Genomic DNA, 16,433 nt, shown 5'->3' with positions numbered 1-16,433 from the left:
CCGATTCAGGAGGACTCCCGATGGACCCGAAGTCAGACCTGCACCGCTACCTCCAGGCCGCACGTGAGGACTTGCTCTGGAAGCTCGAAGGCCTCTCCGGCTACGACGTCCGGCGGCCGCTCACGCCGACCGGGACCAACCTGCTCGGCCTGGTCAAACACCTGGCCGTCGTCGAGTTTCTGTACTTCGGGCTCGTGTTCGACCGGCCCGTCGAGAATCCGCCCGAGTATCTGGTGCGCCAGGACGGCGAGGTCAACGGGGACTTCTGGGCGACGGCCGACGAGACTCGCGACGACATCCTCGATCTCTACCGTCGGGCCGCGGTGCACGCCGACGCCACGATCGCCGAGCTCGACCTGGACACGGTCGGCTTCGTGCCCTGGTTCTCGCCGGCGATGCAGCGGCTCTCGCTGCACGCAGTGCTCGTGCACGTGGTCGCCGAGTGCCACCGGCACGTCGGTCATGCTGACATCGTGCGAGAACTGATCGACGGGACCGCCGGGCTCTCCCGCGACGAACCCTTCCTGCCGTCCGACGACCCCGCCTGGTGGGACGAGTACCGCGCCCGGGTGAGCGACGCCGCGGCCGCGCAGGTGAACAGCGGCACGGTCGCACAGGTGAACGGTGCGGCGGCTGTGCGGGTGGGCGGTGCGGCGGCCGCGGGGGTGAGCGGTGCGACCCCTGCGCAGGCGAGCGGTGGCGCCGAGCAGGTGGTGGACGCGTGAGTGAGGTGATGGCGTGGACGGAGGCCGAGCGGCTCAGCTTGGCGGAGCTGCTGGCGGATCTTGACGAGCACGAGTGGTCGGTGGACTCACTGTGCGCCGGGTGGACCGTGCGGGAGGTCGCGGCGCACCTGACGATGTCGACCCGGCTGACACTCGGCCTCGCGATCAGGGGCGCGATCCGGTCTGGCGGCAGCTTCGACCGGATGGAGAACAGGTTCGCCCGGGAGCGAGCCGTACGGTTCACACCCGCCGAGCTGATCGCGCAGATCCGGGAGACGGCGTCTTCGCCTCGCCGCGCTCCGGGAGCGAAGCCGCTCGATCCATTGCTCGACGCGTTGGTGCACGGGCAGGACATCGCGCGGCCCCTCGGGCGTCAGCGGGCAGTCCCTGACGAGCCGGCGCTGGCTGCGCTGGAGCACGCGCGGACGAGCGCGTTCTATGGAGCCCGCAGGCGATTCCGCGGCCTCAGATTGGTGGCGACGGATGCGGACTGGGCCGCCGGTGACGGTGTCGAGGAAGTCCGCGGGTCCGTCAGCGATCTCCTGCTGCTGGCGACCGGCCGACCCGCCGGACTCGCCGGAACCTCCGGACCGGGCGCGGACCGGCTCGCTGCTCAGCTGAAGGTCTGACCGTCAGCCAGGAAGTCGAGCACCAAGGGACTCGCTGTCGTCTGGAACTCATGGAAATAGGCGTGCCGAGCGCCCGGGATCACGTGAGCGTGGGCGTCGGGGATGCGCTCCGCCAGTACTGCGGCGTTGGCGGCCGGGCTGAACACGTCGTCCGCGCCGTGCAGGATCAACGTCGGGGCCTTGATGGCAGGCAGTTCCTCCCAAGCCTCGTGGTTGTTGCTCGCGACCAGATGCCGCCCCCGCGCGTACGTCTGCATTGTGGAATCACCCAGTACGTCGTACGGGCCGGGGTGCTCAGCGAGCCAGCCGGGCGTGTACATCAGGTCGAGCAGGATCCGGTCCCGCCCGGCCTGATCGGCCCGTGCGAGTGCTCGCCGGATCTCCTGACTCCGCTCGAACCCGTGCTTCTTGCCGGGCGACGTACAGCCGAGAACCAATCGCCGGACGCGCCCGGGGTACCGAATCGCCACCCACTGCGCAACCCGTCCACCCATGGAGGTCCCGTAGACATCGGCGACCTCTATCCCGAGGTGATCCAGCACCGCCACGACGTCATCGGCAAACCCTTGCGTGCTGTAGACCTCGTCCGGCCGGTCGCTGTCGCCGGTCCCACGCCAGTCCATCGTGATGGTCTGACACGAGTCCTCGAAGTCTCCGCGCACCGCATCCCACCAGCGATGGTTGTTCGCCTGCCCCGCCAACAACACCAACGGCGTACCGGATCCCCTCATCTGGTAGGCGATCCGAAACCCATCAGCCGCCGTGGCAGACCCGACGTCACTCATAGCGCCTAACCATCCCAGGACGGGTCCGTGCTGCGACCTCCACCCCCTGCTCCCACCCATCCAAAGTACGGCCCGGCGACGCAGCTGACCGAGACAGGCGTTCCGGCGCCACGCATCGCCGGGGCGGTCCCTGCATCCCCGCGGCCGACAGCTGCACCACTGCGCCGATTTCTCTTTGGCTGGCGTTCTGGTTGCAGATCCTGCTCGGGTTCTCATTCGTCCCACACTCTTTCCCTAGATCCACAGGTCCGCTGGGGTTGTGGACAACTCGTCTCGATCGGGAGTGTCGGCGCAATTTCGGTCAACCTTCGGAATCCCTTACAAATAAGGGCCTTCCGGACCGGAAACTGTCGGCGGTGGTGTCTAGGGTCTGGGGTATGGAGATCTTGGGCGAGCGGCCGGTGTGGTCGATGAGCGACAGCGAACAGCTGGCGACTCTCGACGCGCTGCAGGCTGAGGTCTCCCGGTTGCAGACCTACCGCCTGCAGGTTCTGGCCGGCTACGACGCGTCCGGTCACGCCGCGACGCTGGGCGCGGGTGACACCGCCCGGCTGCTGGCGTTTCGGCACCGTCTCGACCCGGGCGTGATCAAGGGTGACCTGGCGCTGGCCAAGGCCCTCCGCAAGTACCCCGCCGTGGCCGACGCCCTGCCACCGGTCCACCCCGACCCGGTGCCCGACACCGACACCGGCGGTGCGGACGCCGGCGGTGCGGGCGGCGGCGACGCCGATCCGGACAGCACGCCGGACGGTGAGTCGGACCGCGAGCCGGGCGCAGCTGCCGGTGCGGGGGTGGGGGTGGTGTTGTCGCCGGCGCAGGCGGCGGCGATCGTGGCCGAGTTGGAGGCCGTCCCCAAGACCGTCGCGGTCGAGGACCTGGCCGTGGCCGAGGAACAACTCGTCGCCCTGGGGCGCCACTTCGGCCCGTCGGAGCTGCGCAAGGCGGCGCGCCGGGCCCGCGACCTGCTGGACGCCGACGGCCCCGCACCGGAGGAGGACAAGGCCTATGCCCGGGAGGAGTTGCGGGTGCGGACCGCGGACCGGGGGGTGAAGTTCAGTGGCTACCTGGCCAACGAGAACGCCGAACTGTTCCAGTCCCTGATCCTCGAGGGTTCCAAGCCCCGCAAGACCGTCACCGGCGAGTTGGACCCGCGCTCACCGGACAAGCGCCGCGCCGACGCCCTCACCGACGTCCTCAACGTCGCCTCCAACGCCATCACCACCGCCATGTCACCCGACCCAGCCGACCCGGCCGACCCGGCCGACCCGGCCGACCCGGCCGGGGCAACCCTGGACGGTGCCGAGACGGCCGGATCGCCAGGCGGCAACGGCACCCCAGCGGCCGGTAGCGCCGCCGACACCGGTGCCGCAGGCGGTAGCGCTGCAGGCGGTGGTGCTGCGGTGGTGGCCGGGTATGGCCCGAAGGCGCACATCACGATCACCATCGACCTCAAAGACCTCACCGACGCCGGCGCCCACGCGGTCGGCACCCTGGTGCACGGCGAGGGACTGTCCGCGGGCGCGATCCGGCGGCTGGCGTGCGAGGCGCAGATCATCCCGATCGTGCTCGGCGCCAACTCCGAACCCCTCGACGTCGGCATGGCCCAACGCTTCGTCAACCGCGCCATGCGCCGCGCCCTGAACGCCCGCGACAAGGGCTGCGTCGTGTGCAAAGCACCGCCGATCTTCTGCGACGCCCACCACCTGATCTCCTGGATCGACCACGGCCCCACCGCCCTGACCAACCTGGTCCTGCTCTGCCGCCGCCACCACATCGACACCCACCACGGCCACTGGACCATCACCCTCCACCACGGCACCGCCACCGTCGCCCGCCCCACCTGGGCCGAACCACACCCCACCAGACACCGCTACCGCACCCCCACCACCAGCTACCGCGACCGCGGAGCGTCGGACAGCGCTGCCCGCAACCACGCCCACCACCCGGCACCCACCACCACCGAGAACACCCCGGCCGCGCAGTTCGACCCCTGGGCAGACACCGACCCGCCCGATCCAGCCTCCGGCAACCACACCCGTCCACCCGGCGACCCGACCCCGGGTCACAGGGCGCTGCCCCATGCCAACAACCCGCCACCGGCCACCACCGCCGATGACCGGGATCGAGACCGGCGCCCTCCCGTCACGCGCTCCACACAGCCAAGGACAGCACCGCCATGCACCCGACCGAACTGACGGTCCCACGCCGCAGCACACCTCGTGCCGGCCCAGGGCAACCGAAGACCACGCCACGCCAGGCGAGGCATCGTGCACCCACCATGCCCGACGGCCGGCATTGCGGATCTCCCTGCCCGGCGGACCCGGACCGCGAATCCGCACAGCCAACTGACCCGCACCGCCGATCCGCCCGACTGACTGACCCCCATCCCGGGCCAACGGGACCGTCACCTCTCCAACAGACCCGGCCGGTCCCTAGCGCGTGGCTTGGCGGCTGATCGTGTGGAGGAGTTGGGTGGTGGCGAGGACGTGGGCGTGGCTGCTGATGACCAGCAGGCGGTAGATGCGGCCGTGCGGGCCTGGGAAGGCTGAGTAGGTGTGGGCGCTCAGCACGGTCTGGCCGTCGGCGGTGTCGGTGAGGTCGAAGATCAGTTGATACTTCGCGAAGCGGTGCCGGCCGGCGAGGGTCAATTGCAGTTCGGGGATCTCATCGATCGACTCGAATCCACTCTGCGGCTTGGTCCCCAGAACCCAGGCCAGCGGCACCGCCTTGCGAGCCCCGAGCGAGGTGTCGACGTACCGGAGAAGCGCAGCCCATACACGCTCGCGGGATGCGTCGACCGTGGTCTGGTGGGTGTCTACGTAGGGCAGGTCGCTGGTCATGAGGATGCGTCAGAGGTGAGTCGGGCGCTCATGGCTTCGGCCAGGGCCACGACGGCGCTGAGCGGACGGACCATGACGGTGAGTTCGGTGATCGAGCCGGTCTCGTCCGCGTGGAGGAAGTCGCAGCCCTCGACCTCGCGCCCACCGATGGCAGCCTGGAACACGAGTGCGTGGTCGGCCGCGTCAGCCGCGCCGATCTCCCGGGTATAGCGGAAATCTTCGAACACTTCGAGCACGGCCCCCAGGATCGGTGCGACGGCCGCGCGACCCTGGTACGGCTTGAACACGACCGGGCTGCGGAAGATCACGTCCTCCGTGAGCAGGTCCACCATCGCGTCCAGGTCTCTTGCTTCTACGGCGGTGCGGAAAGGGTGCACAGCGGGCTCCCGTATACTCAACTTGTTGAATAGGTGTCTTTGAGACTATGCCGCCGACGGAGGACTGTCCAGATGGGATTGCGTCACGCTGTGCTTGCCTCGCTGCTGGAGGGGGACGCCGCGGGGTACGAGTTGTCCAAGCGCTTCGACGTGTCCGTTGCGAACTTCTGGTCGGCCACGCCGCAGCAGCTGTACCGCGAACTCGAGCGGCTCGAGAGCGAGGGGTTCGTCGAGGGACGGGTGGTCGAGCAGCAGCGCCGGCCGAACAAGCGGGTCTTCTCCCTGACCCCGGCCGGGCGGGCGGAGTTGCGAGACTTCATCGCCCAGCCCACGCGGCCGGGCGCGATGCGCGACGACCTGCTCGTGAAGCTCCAAGCGGCTGGGCCGGACGACCTGCCCGCAGTACGGAAGGCCGTCGAGGTACGGCTGCACCAGGCGCGGGAGAAGCTCGCGTTCTACGACCACCTGCATGACGGACTCCTCGACGGGCGCACTGAGGCCGCTCACGTGGCTGCGGCTGAGCGGATCGGGCCGTATCTCACGCTGCTGGGCGGACGCCTGTACGAGCAGGCGAACATCCACTGGTGTGAGTCCGTCCTGGCTGTTCTCGACGAGAGATCACCGGTACCAGAGGGCGACTAAGTGTTCGAGGCGGCTGCGCATCCGGGCGCGGGCGGGCTCGGGGAGATAGGGAAAGAAGGTGGGCCACTCGAGCAGCAGCAGGGTCAGCTCGGAGGCAACGGCCGCTCGACGCAGGAGCGCGTCGTCCGGGATGCCTCTAGCAACGGCGTAGGCGGTGTGCATCGCCTCGCGGGGCGGGTTCACCCCGTCGACCTCAGCGCGGTGCCACAGCAGGGCCAAGTCCCCAGGGCCGTGGCCGATGTGGACTTCCTGCCAGTCGATCCAGACGAAGCGGTCCGCCGGATCGGTCAGGAGATTGCCCAGGTGGAAGTCGCCGTGACACAGGCAGGCGGGCAGCTCCCGGATCGCGGCACCGAGGGCCTCGAAGCTGGCCCACAGCGGTGCCAGCAGCCGCTCGTACCCCAGCTTGATCCAGGCGCGCTCGCCGGCCGCGAGCTTCTCCGCCGAAGCCCGCTCCCGCGCAGCCGCTCCACGGTCGATGGCCAGGGCAAGCACCTGCTCGCGATGCAGCCGCCCGAGCTCCGTGGCCAGCTCGGTCCACCGCTGCTCTGACCATCGCTCGGCCTCCGTCGGCACGCCCGCGGCCGTCAGTAGCAAGTAGGCAGTGCCGTCGGCCTCGCCCCCGACCACGAACTCCGGCACCAGCACCGGCACATGCGCGGCCAGCTCCCGATAGAACGTCACCTCACGCCGTGCCCGCTCCCGCAAACCCGGCCGAGAGGCCACCTTCAGCACGAACTCACCCGCGGGCTGGTCCACGGAAAGCCCGTACACCGCCGACCCCGAGGCCCCGCCCGCGATCGTCCGCGCACCGACCACCTCGCCTCGGACCCGATCACCCAGCAGCTCCCACCACCGGGCGGCCTCGCCCTCAACTGCCTCAGTAGTCGTCACCACAACTCCCGCGCACCCGGTCTCATCACCCCTCAGAACTACCAGCGCGCACCGACAACCTGGCGATGTCCTTTTGCCGAAGCCCCGTTCGTTCCATTCTTGAGGGGCCAGACGGGCCCACGGCGATGAAGGAGAGTTCGATGCCGCAGTACCTTGCGTTGACTTACACGGCGGACGTCGACTGGTGGGCGCCCGAGCAGGCGGACGAGCTGGCGGAGTACCGGAAGTTCGGGGTCGACCACGCGGACACGATCAAGGCGAGTGCCGTGCTGCACCCGACCAGTACGGCGACCGTCGTGCGGGTGGAGGGCGCCCGCGGCGGCGAGGTGGTCACCACGGACGGGCCGTACGCGGAGACGAAGGAGGCACTGACCGGGTACTACCTGATCGACGCGGACGACTTCGAGGCGGCGGTGCAGATCGCGGCCGAGCTTCCCGCGGCCTGGAGCGGCGCGGTCGAGGTACGGCCGGTCATCATGGCCAAATGACCCCACACCCGGCGCACGACACGGTCGCCGAGACGGTCCGGATCGAGGGCGCGCGCATCCTCGCGACGTTGATCCGGACCATCGGGGACGTGCAGCTCGCCGAGGACGCCGTCCAGGAGGCGAGCCTGGCGGCCCTCGGCGCGTGGCCGGTCACGGGGGTGCCGCCGCAGCCGCGGGCCTGGCTGACGGTGACCGCCCGGCGGAAGGCGATCGACATCCTCCGGCGCGAGCGTGCCCGGCCGGACAAGGAGCGCGACGGGCTGATGATGATGGAACTCAGCGGGTCCGACATACCGCCGGACGAGGTCGTCCACGACGACCTGCTGCGGTTGATCTTCATCTGCTGCCACCCCGCGCTCTCGCCGCCGACCCGGATCGCCCTGGCGCTGCGGACGCTCTGTGGTCTCACGCCCGCGCAGATCGGCGGGGTACTCCTCACCACCGAGGTCGCGACGACCAAGCGCCTGACCCGGGCTCGCCAGAAGATCGCCGCCGCCCACATCCCGTACCGCGTACCGGCCGAGGAGAGCTGGCCGGGCGACTTCCAGCGGTGTGCGGGGTGATCCACAGCCTCTACACGGCGGGCCATGCGCCGGTCGACGGTCAGGCGGCGTACGACGTGGACGCGGGCGCCGAGGCGATCCGGCTGGCCGAACTCCTGCACGAGCTACTCCCGGAGCAGACGATGCCTGCCTCCGTGCTGGCGCTCCTGCTCCTCACCGACGCCCGCAGGCCGTCGCGTGTCGACGACCAAGGGGACGTCGTCACCCTCGACAAACAGGATCGGAGCCAGTGGGACACGGCGGCGATCACCCGCGGCATCGACCTGCTGAACGACTCACTGCTCCGTACGCACGGCCAGGCGGACGCCTACCAACTCCAGGCTGCCATCGCGGCCGAGCACGCTCGCGCTCCGAGTTATGCCGAGACCGATTGGGCGGAGATCCTGCGGCTGTACGACCTGCTCGTCTCGATCGCCCCCAGCGACGCCGCCGCGCTGGGCCGAGTCGTCGCCGCAGCCGAGGCAGCCGACCCCGCGACCGGCCTTGCCCTGCTGAACGACCTCCCGCCGAGCTCCCGCTGGCACGCAGTACGAGCTGAACTGCTGGCCCGCGAGAACCGCTTCGCCGAGGCGGCCCAAGAGCTCACCGAAGCCCTCGCCGAACCGTCCACGCAACCCGAACATGAGCACCGCGAACGCCGCCGAGCCCGATACCTCCACCTGGCAACCTCACCGGAGGACATCGCCTGATCAGGCCTGGGGAGCCTCGGTGAAGGTCACCTCGGGCAGGGACGCCCTGCGGAGTACGTTCGGCACTGAGATCCCGAGATCGGTCAGCAGCACCGTGGCCGACGGATTCAGGGTGAACCCGGTCATCGGGACTCCTTCGATCACAGCTGAGCCATGATGACGCGGTCGTAGACCCGGTCGCCGAACAGCTTCCGTACTGTGATCAGCAGGCGGGCGTACTTGCCAGCAACGTACCGGGTTTTCGGGCGTCGCGCCTTGAGGGCGTCCGCGATCACCCCGGCGATCAGCGAGGCAGGTGATCCGCCGGCCTCGTAGCTCCCGCGGGTCGTGCCGGCCACCTTCTGGGCGAGGTCGACGTACGGGCCCTTGCCGGAGCGCTCGAGCATCGGCTCGATCAGGACGTGTCCGAACTCCGTCTCGATGATGCCCGGCTCGATCACGATCACGTCGATGCCGAACGGCTTGAGCTCGAGCCGCAGGCAGTCCGACCAGCCTTCGACGGCGTGTTTGGTCGCGTGGTACCAGGATCCCAGCGGGGTGTAGATCCTGCCGCCCATCGACGACAGGTTCACGATCTTCCCGGCGCCCTTCGCGCGCATGGCCGGCAGCACGAGCTGGGTCAGCCGGGCCAGGCCGAAGAGGTTGACCTCGAACTGGTACCGGGCGTCGGCGATCGTGGTGTCCTCCATCGCGCCGTACATGCCGAAGCCTGCGTTATTGACGAGGATGTCGACGCCGCCGCGCTCGGAGGTGATGCGATCCACCGCGGCCACGATGTCGTCGTCCTTGGTGATGTCCATCGCCAGTACCGTCGCGCCGAGGTCTTCCAGGTCGCGCATCCGGTCCACCCGACGGGCCGCCGCGTAGACGACGTACCCGTCGGCGAGCAACCGCTCCGCCGTCGCCTTGCCCATGCCCGACGATGCGCCGGTCACCAGAACGGTCTTCACGAACCCGCCTCCTCGCCAGGTGGTCCCGATGACCACCTGGCAACGACGGTAGGCAATGCGGGCCGATCAGGCACTAGCAAGACGCGCCGATCCACCTGCGGATCACGCCATCGGCCGCGGTCACATCATCGGTCGTGGTCCCGTCATCGGCCTCGGCGCAGGTGTGCTGGTCCCGCGGACCGCGATGGGCAGAACGATCATCAGCAAACCGATCAGCAGCAGCGTGCCACCGGCGATCAGCGTGCCGATGGCGATCGGCAGGATGACCGGTAGCTTGGCCGCGGCGCTGACGTTCGCGTCGATACCGGACGAGCCGTCGGCGTTCATGATCAGGATCGTCACCGAGTCCGAACGCATCACCACCTGCAGAGCCACCCTCGACACCATCTCCATCACCACCTACCCCCGCACCACGAGCACCGCCGCCACCGTCGCGAAGTACTTCACCACCGAACAGTTCCTCTGGGGCCTGACCCACATCCTCAACGGCCTCGCCCCCGACCCTGAAGCCCCCGGCCCGCTGAAGGTCATGCGGAGACCTTCTCTGGTGGCATGCAGTTGGCAATGCAGGCGTGGGGCGGTGGGGGAGCCATGCGGGGGGTGGAGGTTGTGGCGGTCTTGGAGACGAAGGCGACGGAGATTGCCGCCGCGGCCAGACAGAGGACTGCGGTCGCGAGCATTGCGGGGCGGAAGCTCGCGGCGATCGTTTCGGTGAGGCTGAGGTGGACGCCGCCGGCCAGTGCCGGGAGTACTGCGATCGCGGCCACGCCACCGATGCGGGACACGGTGTTGTTGACCGCGGAGGCCTCACCGAGGTCGGCGCTGCTCACCGCCGCGAGCACCGCGGCCGTCAGGGGAGTGACTGCCAGGCCGAGTCCCAATCCGTGGAGCAGGTTTCCGGGCAGCACACCGCTCAGGTAGGTCGAACCCGGTCCGAGTGCGGACAGATAGACGAACGCGATCCCGACGATGGTCATCCCTGCTGCCATCAACCACCCGGGACCGAAGCGGGCCACCAGGGACCCGCTGATCGGCGAGATGAGCAGGAAGACGATCGACGCCGGGATGAGAGCGGCTCCCGCTGCGCTCGCGCTGTAGCCCAGTTGCAGCTCCAGTTGCAGGTAGAGCAGGTACGACGACGCGCTCAGGGCGGCGTAGAAGAGCAGCGTGCCGGCGTTGATCGCGTCGAACTGGCGCGACTGGAACAGCCGCAGCTGCAACATCGGATGCTGCCGCATGGCCTCGAACGGGACCAACGCGACCAGGCAGGCGATACCGACCAGGCCGGCGACGACGACCGACGGACGCGACCAGCCCCTGGCGGCACCCTCGGTCAGCGCGTAGATCACGCCGCCGAACCCCACCGCGGTGAGCAGAGAACCCGGTACGTCGGGCCTGCCGGCGGCCGCGGGATCCCTGCTGTCCGGGACGCCGCGCAGGACGAGCAGCGCGGCGATCACCAGCGGCGCGTTCAGCAGGAACAGCCAGCGCCAGGAGTAGGTGTCCGAAAGCCAGCCGCCCGCGTACGGACCGACCGTCATGCCGAGCGTCGCGAGCCCCGCCCAGATGCCGATCCCGCGGGCACGGTCCTCGGGGCGCAGGGTCGCGTTGAGGAGCGCCAGGCTGCTCGGCACCGTCAGCGCGGCGCCGATTCCCTGGAGCACCCGGGCCGCGATCAGCAGATCCACCGACGGAGCGAGCGCACACAGCACCGACGCCCCGAGGGTGAGCACCAGCCCGACCACGAGGATCCGTCGCCGCCCGTAGCGGTCCGAGAGACCACCGGCGACGAGGAGGAGGGCCGCGACCGTCACCAGGAAACTCGTCACCACCCACTGCAGCTGGGCCACGCCGGCGTTCTGGTCCTCGCCGATGGAGGGCAGGGCGACCGTGACGACCGAGGCGTCGAGGAAGCCGATCATCGAGGCCAGCACAGTCGCGCAGATGACCGCGATCCCCGTCGTACTGCGCAGCGGGACGGAGGGGCTTGCCTGATCAAGGGACATGCTTCCACAGTGCGGGGAAGCAGCAGGAACTCGCGCCAGTGGGACTCCCTGGTTTGTCCCGGGCCTAGGGCGCGCGTGCCGTCCGGTAGGGGTCGCCGGCCGGGAGCCAGGCTGTCTCGAGGTCGAGCGACGCGAGGTCACGGGTCAGTACTTCGACGGTGCCGTGCACCGCTTTCCGGGACTCGTCGCGCCGCGTCACCAAGCACCAGGTCCAGTACGGCGTGGGGTCGACCACCTGGCGCCGGACGAGGTCGGGCGGGAGCAGCCCGAGCTGGCTCTTCGGGGAGTTCAGCAGGGGACGGCGGAGGCGGCGTACGTGGTCGAAGAAGGCGTCACCGGTGATCCCGCCGTCGTCGATGTACTCGAGCTTCGCGCCGGTGGCGTGGGCGAACTCCTCTCCGTACGCGTTCCAGGACGACCAGGTGGCGGTGTCGGCGTCCACCGGGACGAGGATGTCCTTCGCCCGGACCGGCGACCCGTCGGTGCCGACGGCAACGGCGAACAGCCGGTCGGCGCCGATCACGTGCGCGTCGAGGTCGAGCTTGGCCAGGTCGTCGGACAGTACCCAGCAGATCGCCAGATCGAGGGTGCCGTCCGCGACCCGGGCCGCCTGGGCGTGCGAGGGCAGCACCCAGGCGTCGATCAGGAGCTGGGCGACACCGGACGCGTGGCTGACGAGGTCGGCCGGGTGCCAGCTGACGTAGCCGAGCCGGACCGGTTCGCTCGCCGCCATACCGCTCGCGGAACGTCGCAACTCGTCGGCCTGCTCGAGGAGCGCCCGCGTCGAGGGCAGCAGCGCCTGGCCACTGGCAGTCAGGGTGACGGACCGGCGGTCGCGGTCGAACAACCGGACGCCCAGATCCCGCTCGAGGGACTTGATCTGCTGGGAGAGCGACGGTCCGGCGATGTGCAGGCGAGCCGCGGCCCGGCCGAAGTTCAGCTCCTCGGCCACGGCGACGAAGTACCGCAGTTGGCGCAGCTCCATGGGTCGATCGTAAGGCGGTGGGAGGCGTTGCCTCTCAGTAGAGAGCAATTCTGTCGTGGTGAGGCCGCAGGGACCGAGCAAGCATGATCACCTACCTTGAGAACCGCCCCGTTCGCGACCGGGGAGATGCTTCCGACGAAAGGCCTGTGATGCTCGGCGATCAGCTCGGTGTCGACCTCCCGGTGTTCGCCGCTCCGATGGCCGGCGGCGCCACTACGCCGCAGCTCGTCGACGCGGCGGCCAAGGCCGGCAGCCTCGGCTTCCTGGCCGCCGGGTACAAGTCACCGGAGGCACTCGGGCAAGAGCTGAGCGCGGCCTCGTCCACGGGTTTCGGGGTCAACCTGTTCGCGCCGAACCCGTTGCCTGTCGATCGTGAGGAGTTCCGCCGCTACGCCGGGCTCATCGCCTTGGAGGCGGACCGGTACGGCATCGAGCTCGAAGGCGCTGAGCCGATCGAGGACGACGACCGCTGGCACGAGAAGCTCGAGGTACTGCGCGCCCACCCGGTCCCCGTGGTGAGCTTCACGTTCGGCATCCCGAGCCGCGACGACCTCGCCGTACTGCGTGCCACCGGCGCGTTGCTCCTGCAGACAGTGACCACGATCGACGAGGCCAAGGCCGCCAGTGACGCGGGCGTCGATGCCCTGGTGGTACAGGCCTCAGCGGCAGGTGGTCACTCCGGCACCTTCACCCCGAAGCAGCCGCCGGCCGAGGCTCCGATCAACGACCTCGTCGCGGCCGTACGGCGTACCGTCGGGCTGCCGGTGATCGCCGCCGGCGGCCTGGCGACCGCGGAGGAGGTGGCCGCGGTGATCCGGGCCGGCGCGGATGCCGTTGCCGTCGGCACCATTCTCCTGCGCAGCGACGAGGCCGGCACGTCGGCCACCCACCGGGCGGCGCTCAAAGATCCGAGCCGGACACACACCGTGGTGACGCACGCGTTCACCGGGCGTCCCGCACGAGCACTGCCGAACGCTTTCACGAATAAGTACAGCGATCTCGCGCCTTACGGCTATCCGGCCTTGCACCACCTGACCAGCGGCCTCCGCAAGGCCGCCGCAGCAGCCGGCGACGAGGAGTACCTGCACCTCTGGGCCGGCACGGGATTCAGGCACGCCACGGAAGAACCAGCCGCCGCCATCCTGACCCGCCTGGCCGAGAAGCTCTGACCCCCGAGGGTCGTCTGGTGGATCTCAGTCCGGTTCTCGATCGGCCGGTTGAGGAAGGTGCATGACCTCGAGGATGTCGACGCCGAGCATGTCGAGGTGGTTGAAGACGCCGGCCAGCGCGGCCTGGTCGTGCAGGTAGCCGTGCAGAACGGTCTGCGCGGGCTCGGGGTGGACGGCCAGCGACGGGAAGGCGCTGGTCAGCTCGCGGGACAACGTGCCCTTGACGCGGATGACGTAGTGGGTCATGGCGTTGCCCTTTCAGGATGGTCGGGACTGACTGTGCTGCTCCGGTCCCCGGCCGGAATCGCCCTTCCCGGGCGATCATTTCTGCTTGGATTCCTCGAGGATCTCGGCCTTCTGGTACTCGAACTCCTGCTCCGTGAGCACCCCGGCCGTGCGGAGCTCGCCGAGTTCCTTCAGCTGGGCGAGCATCGCGGACCGGGCCTGGGTCGCAGGGGGCGCGAACGAGGTCGGGACCGGGGCGTTGGTGGAGGCCGCCCACGTGCCCTGCTGCCGCTCGGAGACGCGCTGGTGCACCCGGGTCGCCATACCGGCGACGACAGCGGTTCTCGCGGCCGTTCTGAACAATCCCATCGGAGCATCCCCTCTGTCAGCCGGTGCCTTCGCCGAGCGCCGCCTCGAACTCGTCGTCCGGGATCCGGCCGGAGGCGACCAGACGGGCGCCCTCGCCGTGCAGCGCGGCGGCGAGGGAGACGACCCACTCGTTCTCGTAGATGACCACGACGCCCAGGTGGCCGGCCTCGATCAGCGACCCGGCCTCGCGCACGTCGTCGGCGTTCATCAGCCCGGAGAACGAGCCGATGAACGGCGCCAGGGCGGACAGCTCCGGCAGGATGTCGGACGCCAGCTTGACCGGTGCGACCGAGCTGTCGTCGGCCTTGCTCAGGACTTCGAGGTCGAGGATCCGGATGACCCCCCGCTCGGCCAGGTCCAGCAGGACGCCGAACCCGTCGGGACCGAGTCCCTCCGGCGGAATCTGCACCACGAGCAGGTCGATCGGCCCCAGTACGTCGTTGGCCCGGGCCGCCGCGTCAGTCGAAGTCGACATCTGGCCTCCAGGCCGGTCGGGTGGAGCAGGCGCGGAGTCGCTCAGCAGGGGACCACGCGGCCGTGCCGCCATTCTCCCAACCGGCCGGCCAGGGCGGTATCACCTAGACCGGGTGAGATGCCTGGCAACGTGTGTCAGGCGTTCACCAGAAGGGATCCCGGGTGGGATCACACTCACGAGGCCGAGACGTACGGTCGTACAGCCGAGCCGGCCGAGTGCCGTCATCGAGGCGAGCACCGCGGCCGACCCGGTCATGTCGTTCTTCATCTGAGCGTGGGACTCGTCGCTCGGCTTGAGGCTGATGCCGCGGAGCCGGGGTCAGGACTGCAGTGCCGCGATCAGCTCCTCCTCGCGTTCCTTTGTGAGGTTGGTCTGGATGATCGTGGGGCTGAACGGCTTCAGCGCGTCCACCACGCGGTCCACGGTGGCCGACCTGGCCAGCAGGAACACAGCCGCCTTGCCGTCCTGCAGCTGCTTGCCGACCTGTTTGATCAGGTCGTCGCTGATGCCGACGTCGGTCAGCTTGCCGGCCACGGCACCGGCGGCCGCGCCGACGGCGAGGCCGGCCAGCGGGTTCAGGAAGAGCAGACCGATCAGGGTTCCCCACAGCGCGCCACCGGCCGCGCCGGCGCCGGTCATGTTCATCGTCTGGTGGATGCGAACCTTGCCCTTGTCGTCCTTGTAGGCATAGGCCGCGTCGTCACGTTGCAGCAGTTCCTGCTTGGCCAGGTCTTCGGTCACCGCGAGGACGCGCTCGGCGTCATCACGACTGTCCAGACCGAGTACCACAAGATGCGTCATTGCTGGACTCCTCCGTCGCTGGGTCGCGCGTCACCCCACATCCGCGCCGAGGCTTCATGCCATCAGAAGAGTCAGCCCGCCGACCTCATCCGAAGTGGATGACTCGTTCCTTCACCCTGCAGGGATGAGTACGCCGGGCCGGATTCGGCCGATGATCCGCAGAACGGCGTCCGGGAGCCGCCAACCGGTGGCGCTGGGTAGTTCACCCCTCACGGGGGATGGTGCGACGGCTGCGTTCGGTCAGGCTCAGGAGTGCGCGGTCTGCGGAGGGCGGCTGCCGCTGTCGCAGTGTCGTCGTTCGAGGAGGCAAGGACTTGACTGCTCATTACGCCCAAGGGAACGCGAAGACGATCGACGCCGGCCGGCTGTGGGCGGGCGGGGCGGCCACCGCGGTGGTCTGCGCGCTCATCGCCGTCGTCGGCGTCCTGCTGGCCCGTGGCGTTTTCGACGTCGCCGTACTCGCCCCCGAGGGCGAGGGCACCTGGGGCGACGCCGACACGGGGAAGTACGCCCTGTTCGCCGCTCTGGCCGCCCTGGTGGCGACCGGGCTGTTGCACCTGCTGCTGCTGTCGACGCCCCGGCCACTGCGGTTCTTCGGCTGGATCATCGGCCTGGCCACGGTGGCGGCAGCGCTGGCGCCGCTGGCGACCAACGCGTCGACCGAGTCGAAGGTCGCCACCGGGCTGATCAACCTCGTCATCGGGATCGCGATCGGCTCGCTGCTCACCGGAGCGGCGCGGATGGCGGTGCGGTATCGGCCGGTCGACCCGGGGCCCGGCGCTCCCGGCGCTCGCTAGGTGAGGGGCGTTGCGGGCCAGGTG

Annotated in this window: 23 protein-coding genes; 9 read left to right on the top strand and 14 right to left on the bottom strand. The window is 69.5% G+C overall.

Translation table 11 applies throughout. The annotated features are described in order from the left end of the window. Window positions 1-20 precede the first annotated feature (20 nt). Entirely contained in the window at window positions 21-725 is a 705-nt protein-coding gene (locus tag EV644_RS01045) for a DinB family protein (RefSeq protein ID WP_132187400.1), read from the top strand. Next, window positions 722-1,354, top strand: coding sequence for a maleylpyruvate isomerase family mycothiol-dependent enzyme (locus EV644_RS01040; protein ID WP_199239588.1), 633 nt, complete (start codon window positions 722-724; stop codon window positions 1,352-1,354). The genes EV644_RS01045 and EV644_RS01040 overlap by 4 nt, the downstream gene beginning before the upstream one ends. Here EV644_RS01040 and EV644_RS01035 read toward each other — a convergent pair. Further along, window positions 1,339-2,139 (bottom strand): alpha/beta fold hydrolase, encoded by an 801-nt coding sequence (locus EV644_RS01035; protein ID WP_132187401.1) that lies wholly within the window; start codon window positions 2,137-2,139, stop codon window positions 1,339-1,341. The genes EV644_RS01040 and EV644_RS01035 overlap by 16 nt on opposite strands. A gap of 377 nt (window positions 2,140-2,516) precedes the next feature. Between EV644_RS01035 and EV644_RS01030 the strand changes: the two genes are divergently transcribed. Then, window positions 2,517-4,334: an HNH endonuclease signature motif containing protein gene (locus tag EV644_RS01030; protein ID WP_132333239.1), complete on the top strand. Its 1,818-nt coding sequence runs from the start codon at window positions 2,517-2,519 to the stop codon at window positions 4,332-4,334. 237 nt (window positions 4,335-4,571) lie between these two features. Here the strand turns inward: EV644_RS01030 and EV644_RS01025 are convergent, their stop codons facing one another. Beyond that, window positions 4,572-4,979 carry a hypothetical protein gene (locus EV644_RS01025; protein WP_132187403.1) on the bottom strand — a complete coding sequence of 136 codons (408 nt, stop codon included), beginning with the start codon at window positions 4,977-4,979 and terminating at the stop codon, window positions 4,572-4,574. Continuing rightward, window positions 4,976-5,356, bottom strand: coding sequence for a nuclear transport factor 2 family protein (locus EV644_RS01020; protein WP_132187404.1), 381 nt, complete (start codon window positions 5,354-5,356; stop codon window positions 4,976-4,978). Before EV644_RS01020 ends, EV644_RS01025 begins: the two co-directional genes overlap by 4 nt. A 72-nt stretch (window positions 5,357-5,428) precedes the next feature. Between EV644_RS01020 and EV644_RS01015 the strand changes: the two genes are divergently transcribed. Continuing rightward, the gene (locus EV644_RS01015; protein ID WP_132187405.1) at window positions 5,429-5,998 is read left to right on the top strand and encodes a PadR family transcriptional regulator; all 570 of its coding nucleotides are present in this window, start codon (window positions 5,429-5,431) and stop codon (window positions 5,996-5,998) included. Here EV644_RS01015 and EV644_RS01010 read toward each other — a convergent pair. After that, a complete protein-coding gene (locus tag EV644_RS01010) occupies window positions 5,975-6,892 on the bottom strand; it encodes an aminoglycoside phosphotransferase family protein (protein ID WP_158292713.1) in 918 nt (305 codons plus the stop codon). The genes EV644_RS01015 and EV644_RS01010 overlap by 24 nt on opposite strands. 140 nt (window positions 6,893-7,032) lie before the next feature. Here EV644_RS01010 and EV644_RS01005 point away from each other — a divergent pair, with 140 nt between their 5' ends. Genes EV644_RS01005 through EV644_RS00995 form a run of 3 tightly spaced genes read left to right on the top strand, consistent with a single transcriptional unit; the run spans window position 7,033 to window position 8,632 of the window. Beyond that, on the top strand, window positions 7,033-7,380 hold the full coding sequence (locus tag EV644_RS01005; RefSeq protein WP_132187407.1) for a YciI family protein: 348 nt from the start codon (window positions 7,033-7,035) through the stop codon (window positions 7,378-7,380). Further along, a complete protein-coding gene (locus EV644_RS01000) occupies window positions 7,377-7,943 on the top strand; it encodes a sigma factor (RefSeq protein WP_132187408.1) in 567 nt (188 codons plus the stop codon). Before EV644_RS01005 ends, EV644_RS01000 begins: the two co-directional genes overlap by 4 nt. After that, window positions 7,940-8,632 carry a DUF6596 domain-containing protein gene (locus EV644_RS00995; RefSeq protein ID WP_132187409.1) on the top strand — a complete coding sequence of 231 codons (693 nt, stop codon included), beginning with the start codon at window positions 7,940-7,942 and terminating at the stop codon, window positions 8,630-8,632. The genes EV644_RS01000 and EV644_RS00995 overlap by 4 nt, the downstream gene beginning before the upstream one ends. Here the strand turns inward: EV644_RS00995 and EV644_RS47045 are convergent, their stop codons facing one another. From EV644_RS47045 to EV644_RS47460, 5 genes are all read right to left on the bottom strand, one after another. Beyond that, window positions 8,633-8,758, bottom strand: a complete 126-nt coding sequence (locus EV644_RS47045; RefSeq protein ID WP_255511272.1) for a hypothetical protein — start codon at window positions 8,756-8,758, stop codon at window positions 8,633-8,635. A gap of 14 nt (window positions 8,759-8,772) precedes the next feature. Beyond that, window positions 8,773-9,582, bottom strand: a complete 810-nt coding sequence (locus EV644_RS00990) for an oxidoreductase (protein ID WP_241997863.1) — start codon at window positions 9,580-9,582, stop codon at window positions 8,773-8,775. Between the two features lie 120 nt (window positions 9,583-9,702). After that, entirely contained in the window at window positions 9,703-9,969 is a 267-nt protein-coding gene (locus tag EV644_RS00985) for a hypothetical protein (RefSeq protein ID WP_132187410.1), read from the bottom strand. 140 nt (window positions 9,970-10,109) lie between these two features. After that, entirely contained in the window at window positions 10,110-11,588 is a 1,479-nt protein-coding gene (locus tag EV644_RS00980; protein ID WP_132187411.1) for an MFS transporter, read from the bottom strand. 64 nt (window positions 11,589-11,652) lie between these two features. After that, on the bottom strand, window positions 11,653-12,573 hold the full coding sequence (locus EV644_RS47460) for a LysR family transcriptional regulator (RefSeq protein ID WP_132187412.1): 921 nt from the start codon (window positions 12,571-12,573) through the stop codon (window positions 11,653-11,655). 83 nt (window positions 12,574-12,656) lie between these two features. On the opposite strand from EV644_RS47460, the gene EV644_RS00970 reads away from it, so the two are divergent. After that, entirely contained in the window at window positions 12,657-13,742 is a 1,086-nt protein-coding gene (locus EV644_RS00970) for an NAD(P)H-dependent flavin oxidoreductase (RefSeq protein ID WP_241997864.1), read from the top strand. Window positions 13,743-13,766: 24 nt separating this feature from the next. Here the strand turns inward: EV644_RS00970 and EV644_RS00965 are convergent, their stop codons facing one another. The 5 genes from EV644_RS00965 to EV644_RS00945 all read right to left on the bottom strand — a co-directional run bounded on the left by EV644_RS00965 (window position 13,767) and on the right by EV644_RS00945 (window position 15,612). After that, a complete protein-coding gene (locus EV644_RS00965; protein ID WP_132187413.1) occupies window positions 13,767-13,988 on the bottom strand; it encodes a DUF8691 family protein in 222 nt (73 codons plus the stop codon). A gap of 75 nt (window positions 13,989-14,063) precedes the next feature. Next, the gene (locus EV644_RS00960; RefSeq protein WP_132187414.1) at window positions 14,064-14,336 is read right to left on the bottom strand and encodes an SHOCT domain-containing protein; all 273 of its coding nucleotides are present in this window, start codon (window positions 14,334-14,336) and stop codon (window positions 14,064-14,066) included. Window positions 14,337-14,352: 16 nt separating this feature from the next. After that, a complete protein-coding gene (locus tag EV644_RS00955; RefSeq protein WP_132187415.1) occupies window positions 14,353-14,811 on the bottom strand; it encodes a DUF6325 family protein in 459 nt (152 codons plus the stop codon). A 99-nt stretch (window positions 14,812-14,910) separates the two neighbouring features. After that, window positions 14,911-15,114: a hypothetical protein gene (locus EV644_RS47625; protein WP_369410483.1), complete on the bottom strand. Its 204-nt coding sequence runs from the start codon at window positions 15,112-15,114 to the stop codon at window positions 14,911-14,913. A gap of 15 nt (window positions 15,115-15,129) precedes the next feature. Further along, entirely contained in the window at window positions 15,130-15,612 is a 483-nt protein-coding gene (locus EV644_RS00945) for a DUF1269 domain-containing protein (protein WP_132187416.1), read from the bottom strand. Between the two features lie 314 nt (window positions 15,613-15,926). Here EV644_RS00945 and EV644_RS00940 point away from each other — a divergent pair, with 314 nt between their 5' ends. Further along, window positions 15,927-16,409, top strand: a complete 483-nt coding sequence (locus tag EV644_RS00940; protein ID WP_132187417.1) for a DUF6069 family protein — start codon at window positions 15,927-15,929, stop codon at window positions 16,407-16,409. Window positions 16,410-16,433 lie beyond the last annotated feature (24 nt).

The sequence above is a fragment of the Kribbella orskensis genome (assembly GCF_004342085.1).
Lineage (GTDB): Bacteria > Actinomycetota > Actinomycetes > Propionibacteriales > Kribbellaceae > Kribbella > Kribbella orskensis.
This window is presented reverse-complemented; position numbering and strand designations above follow the sequence as displayed.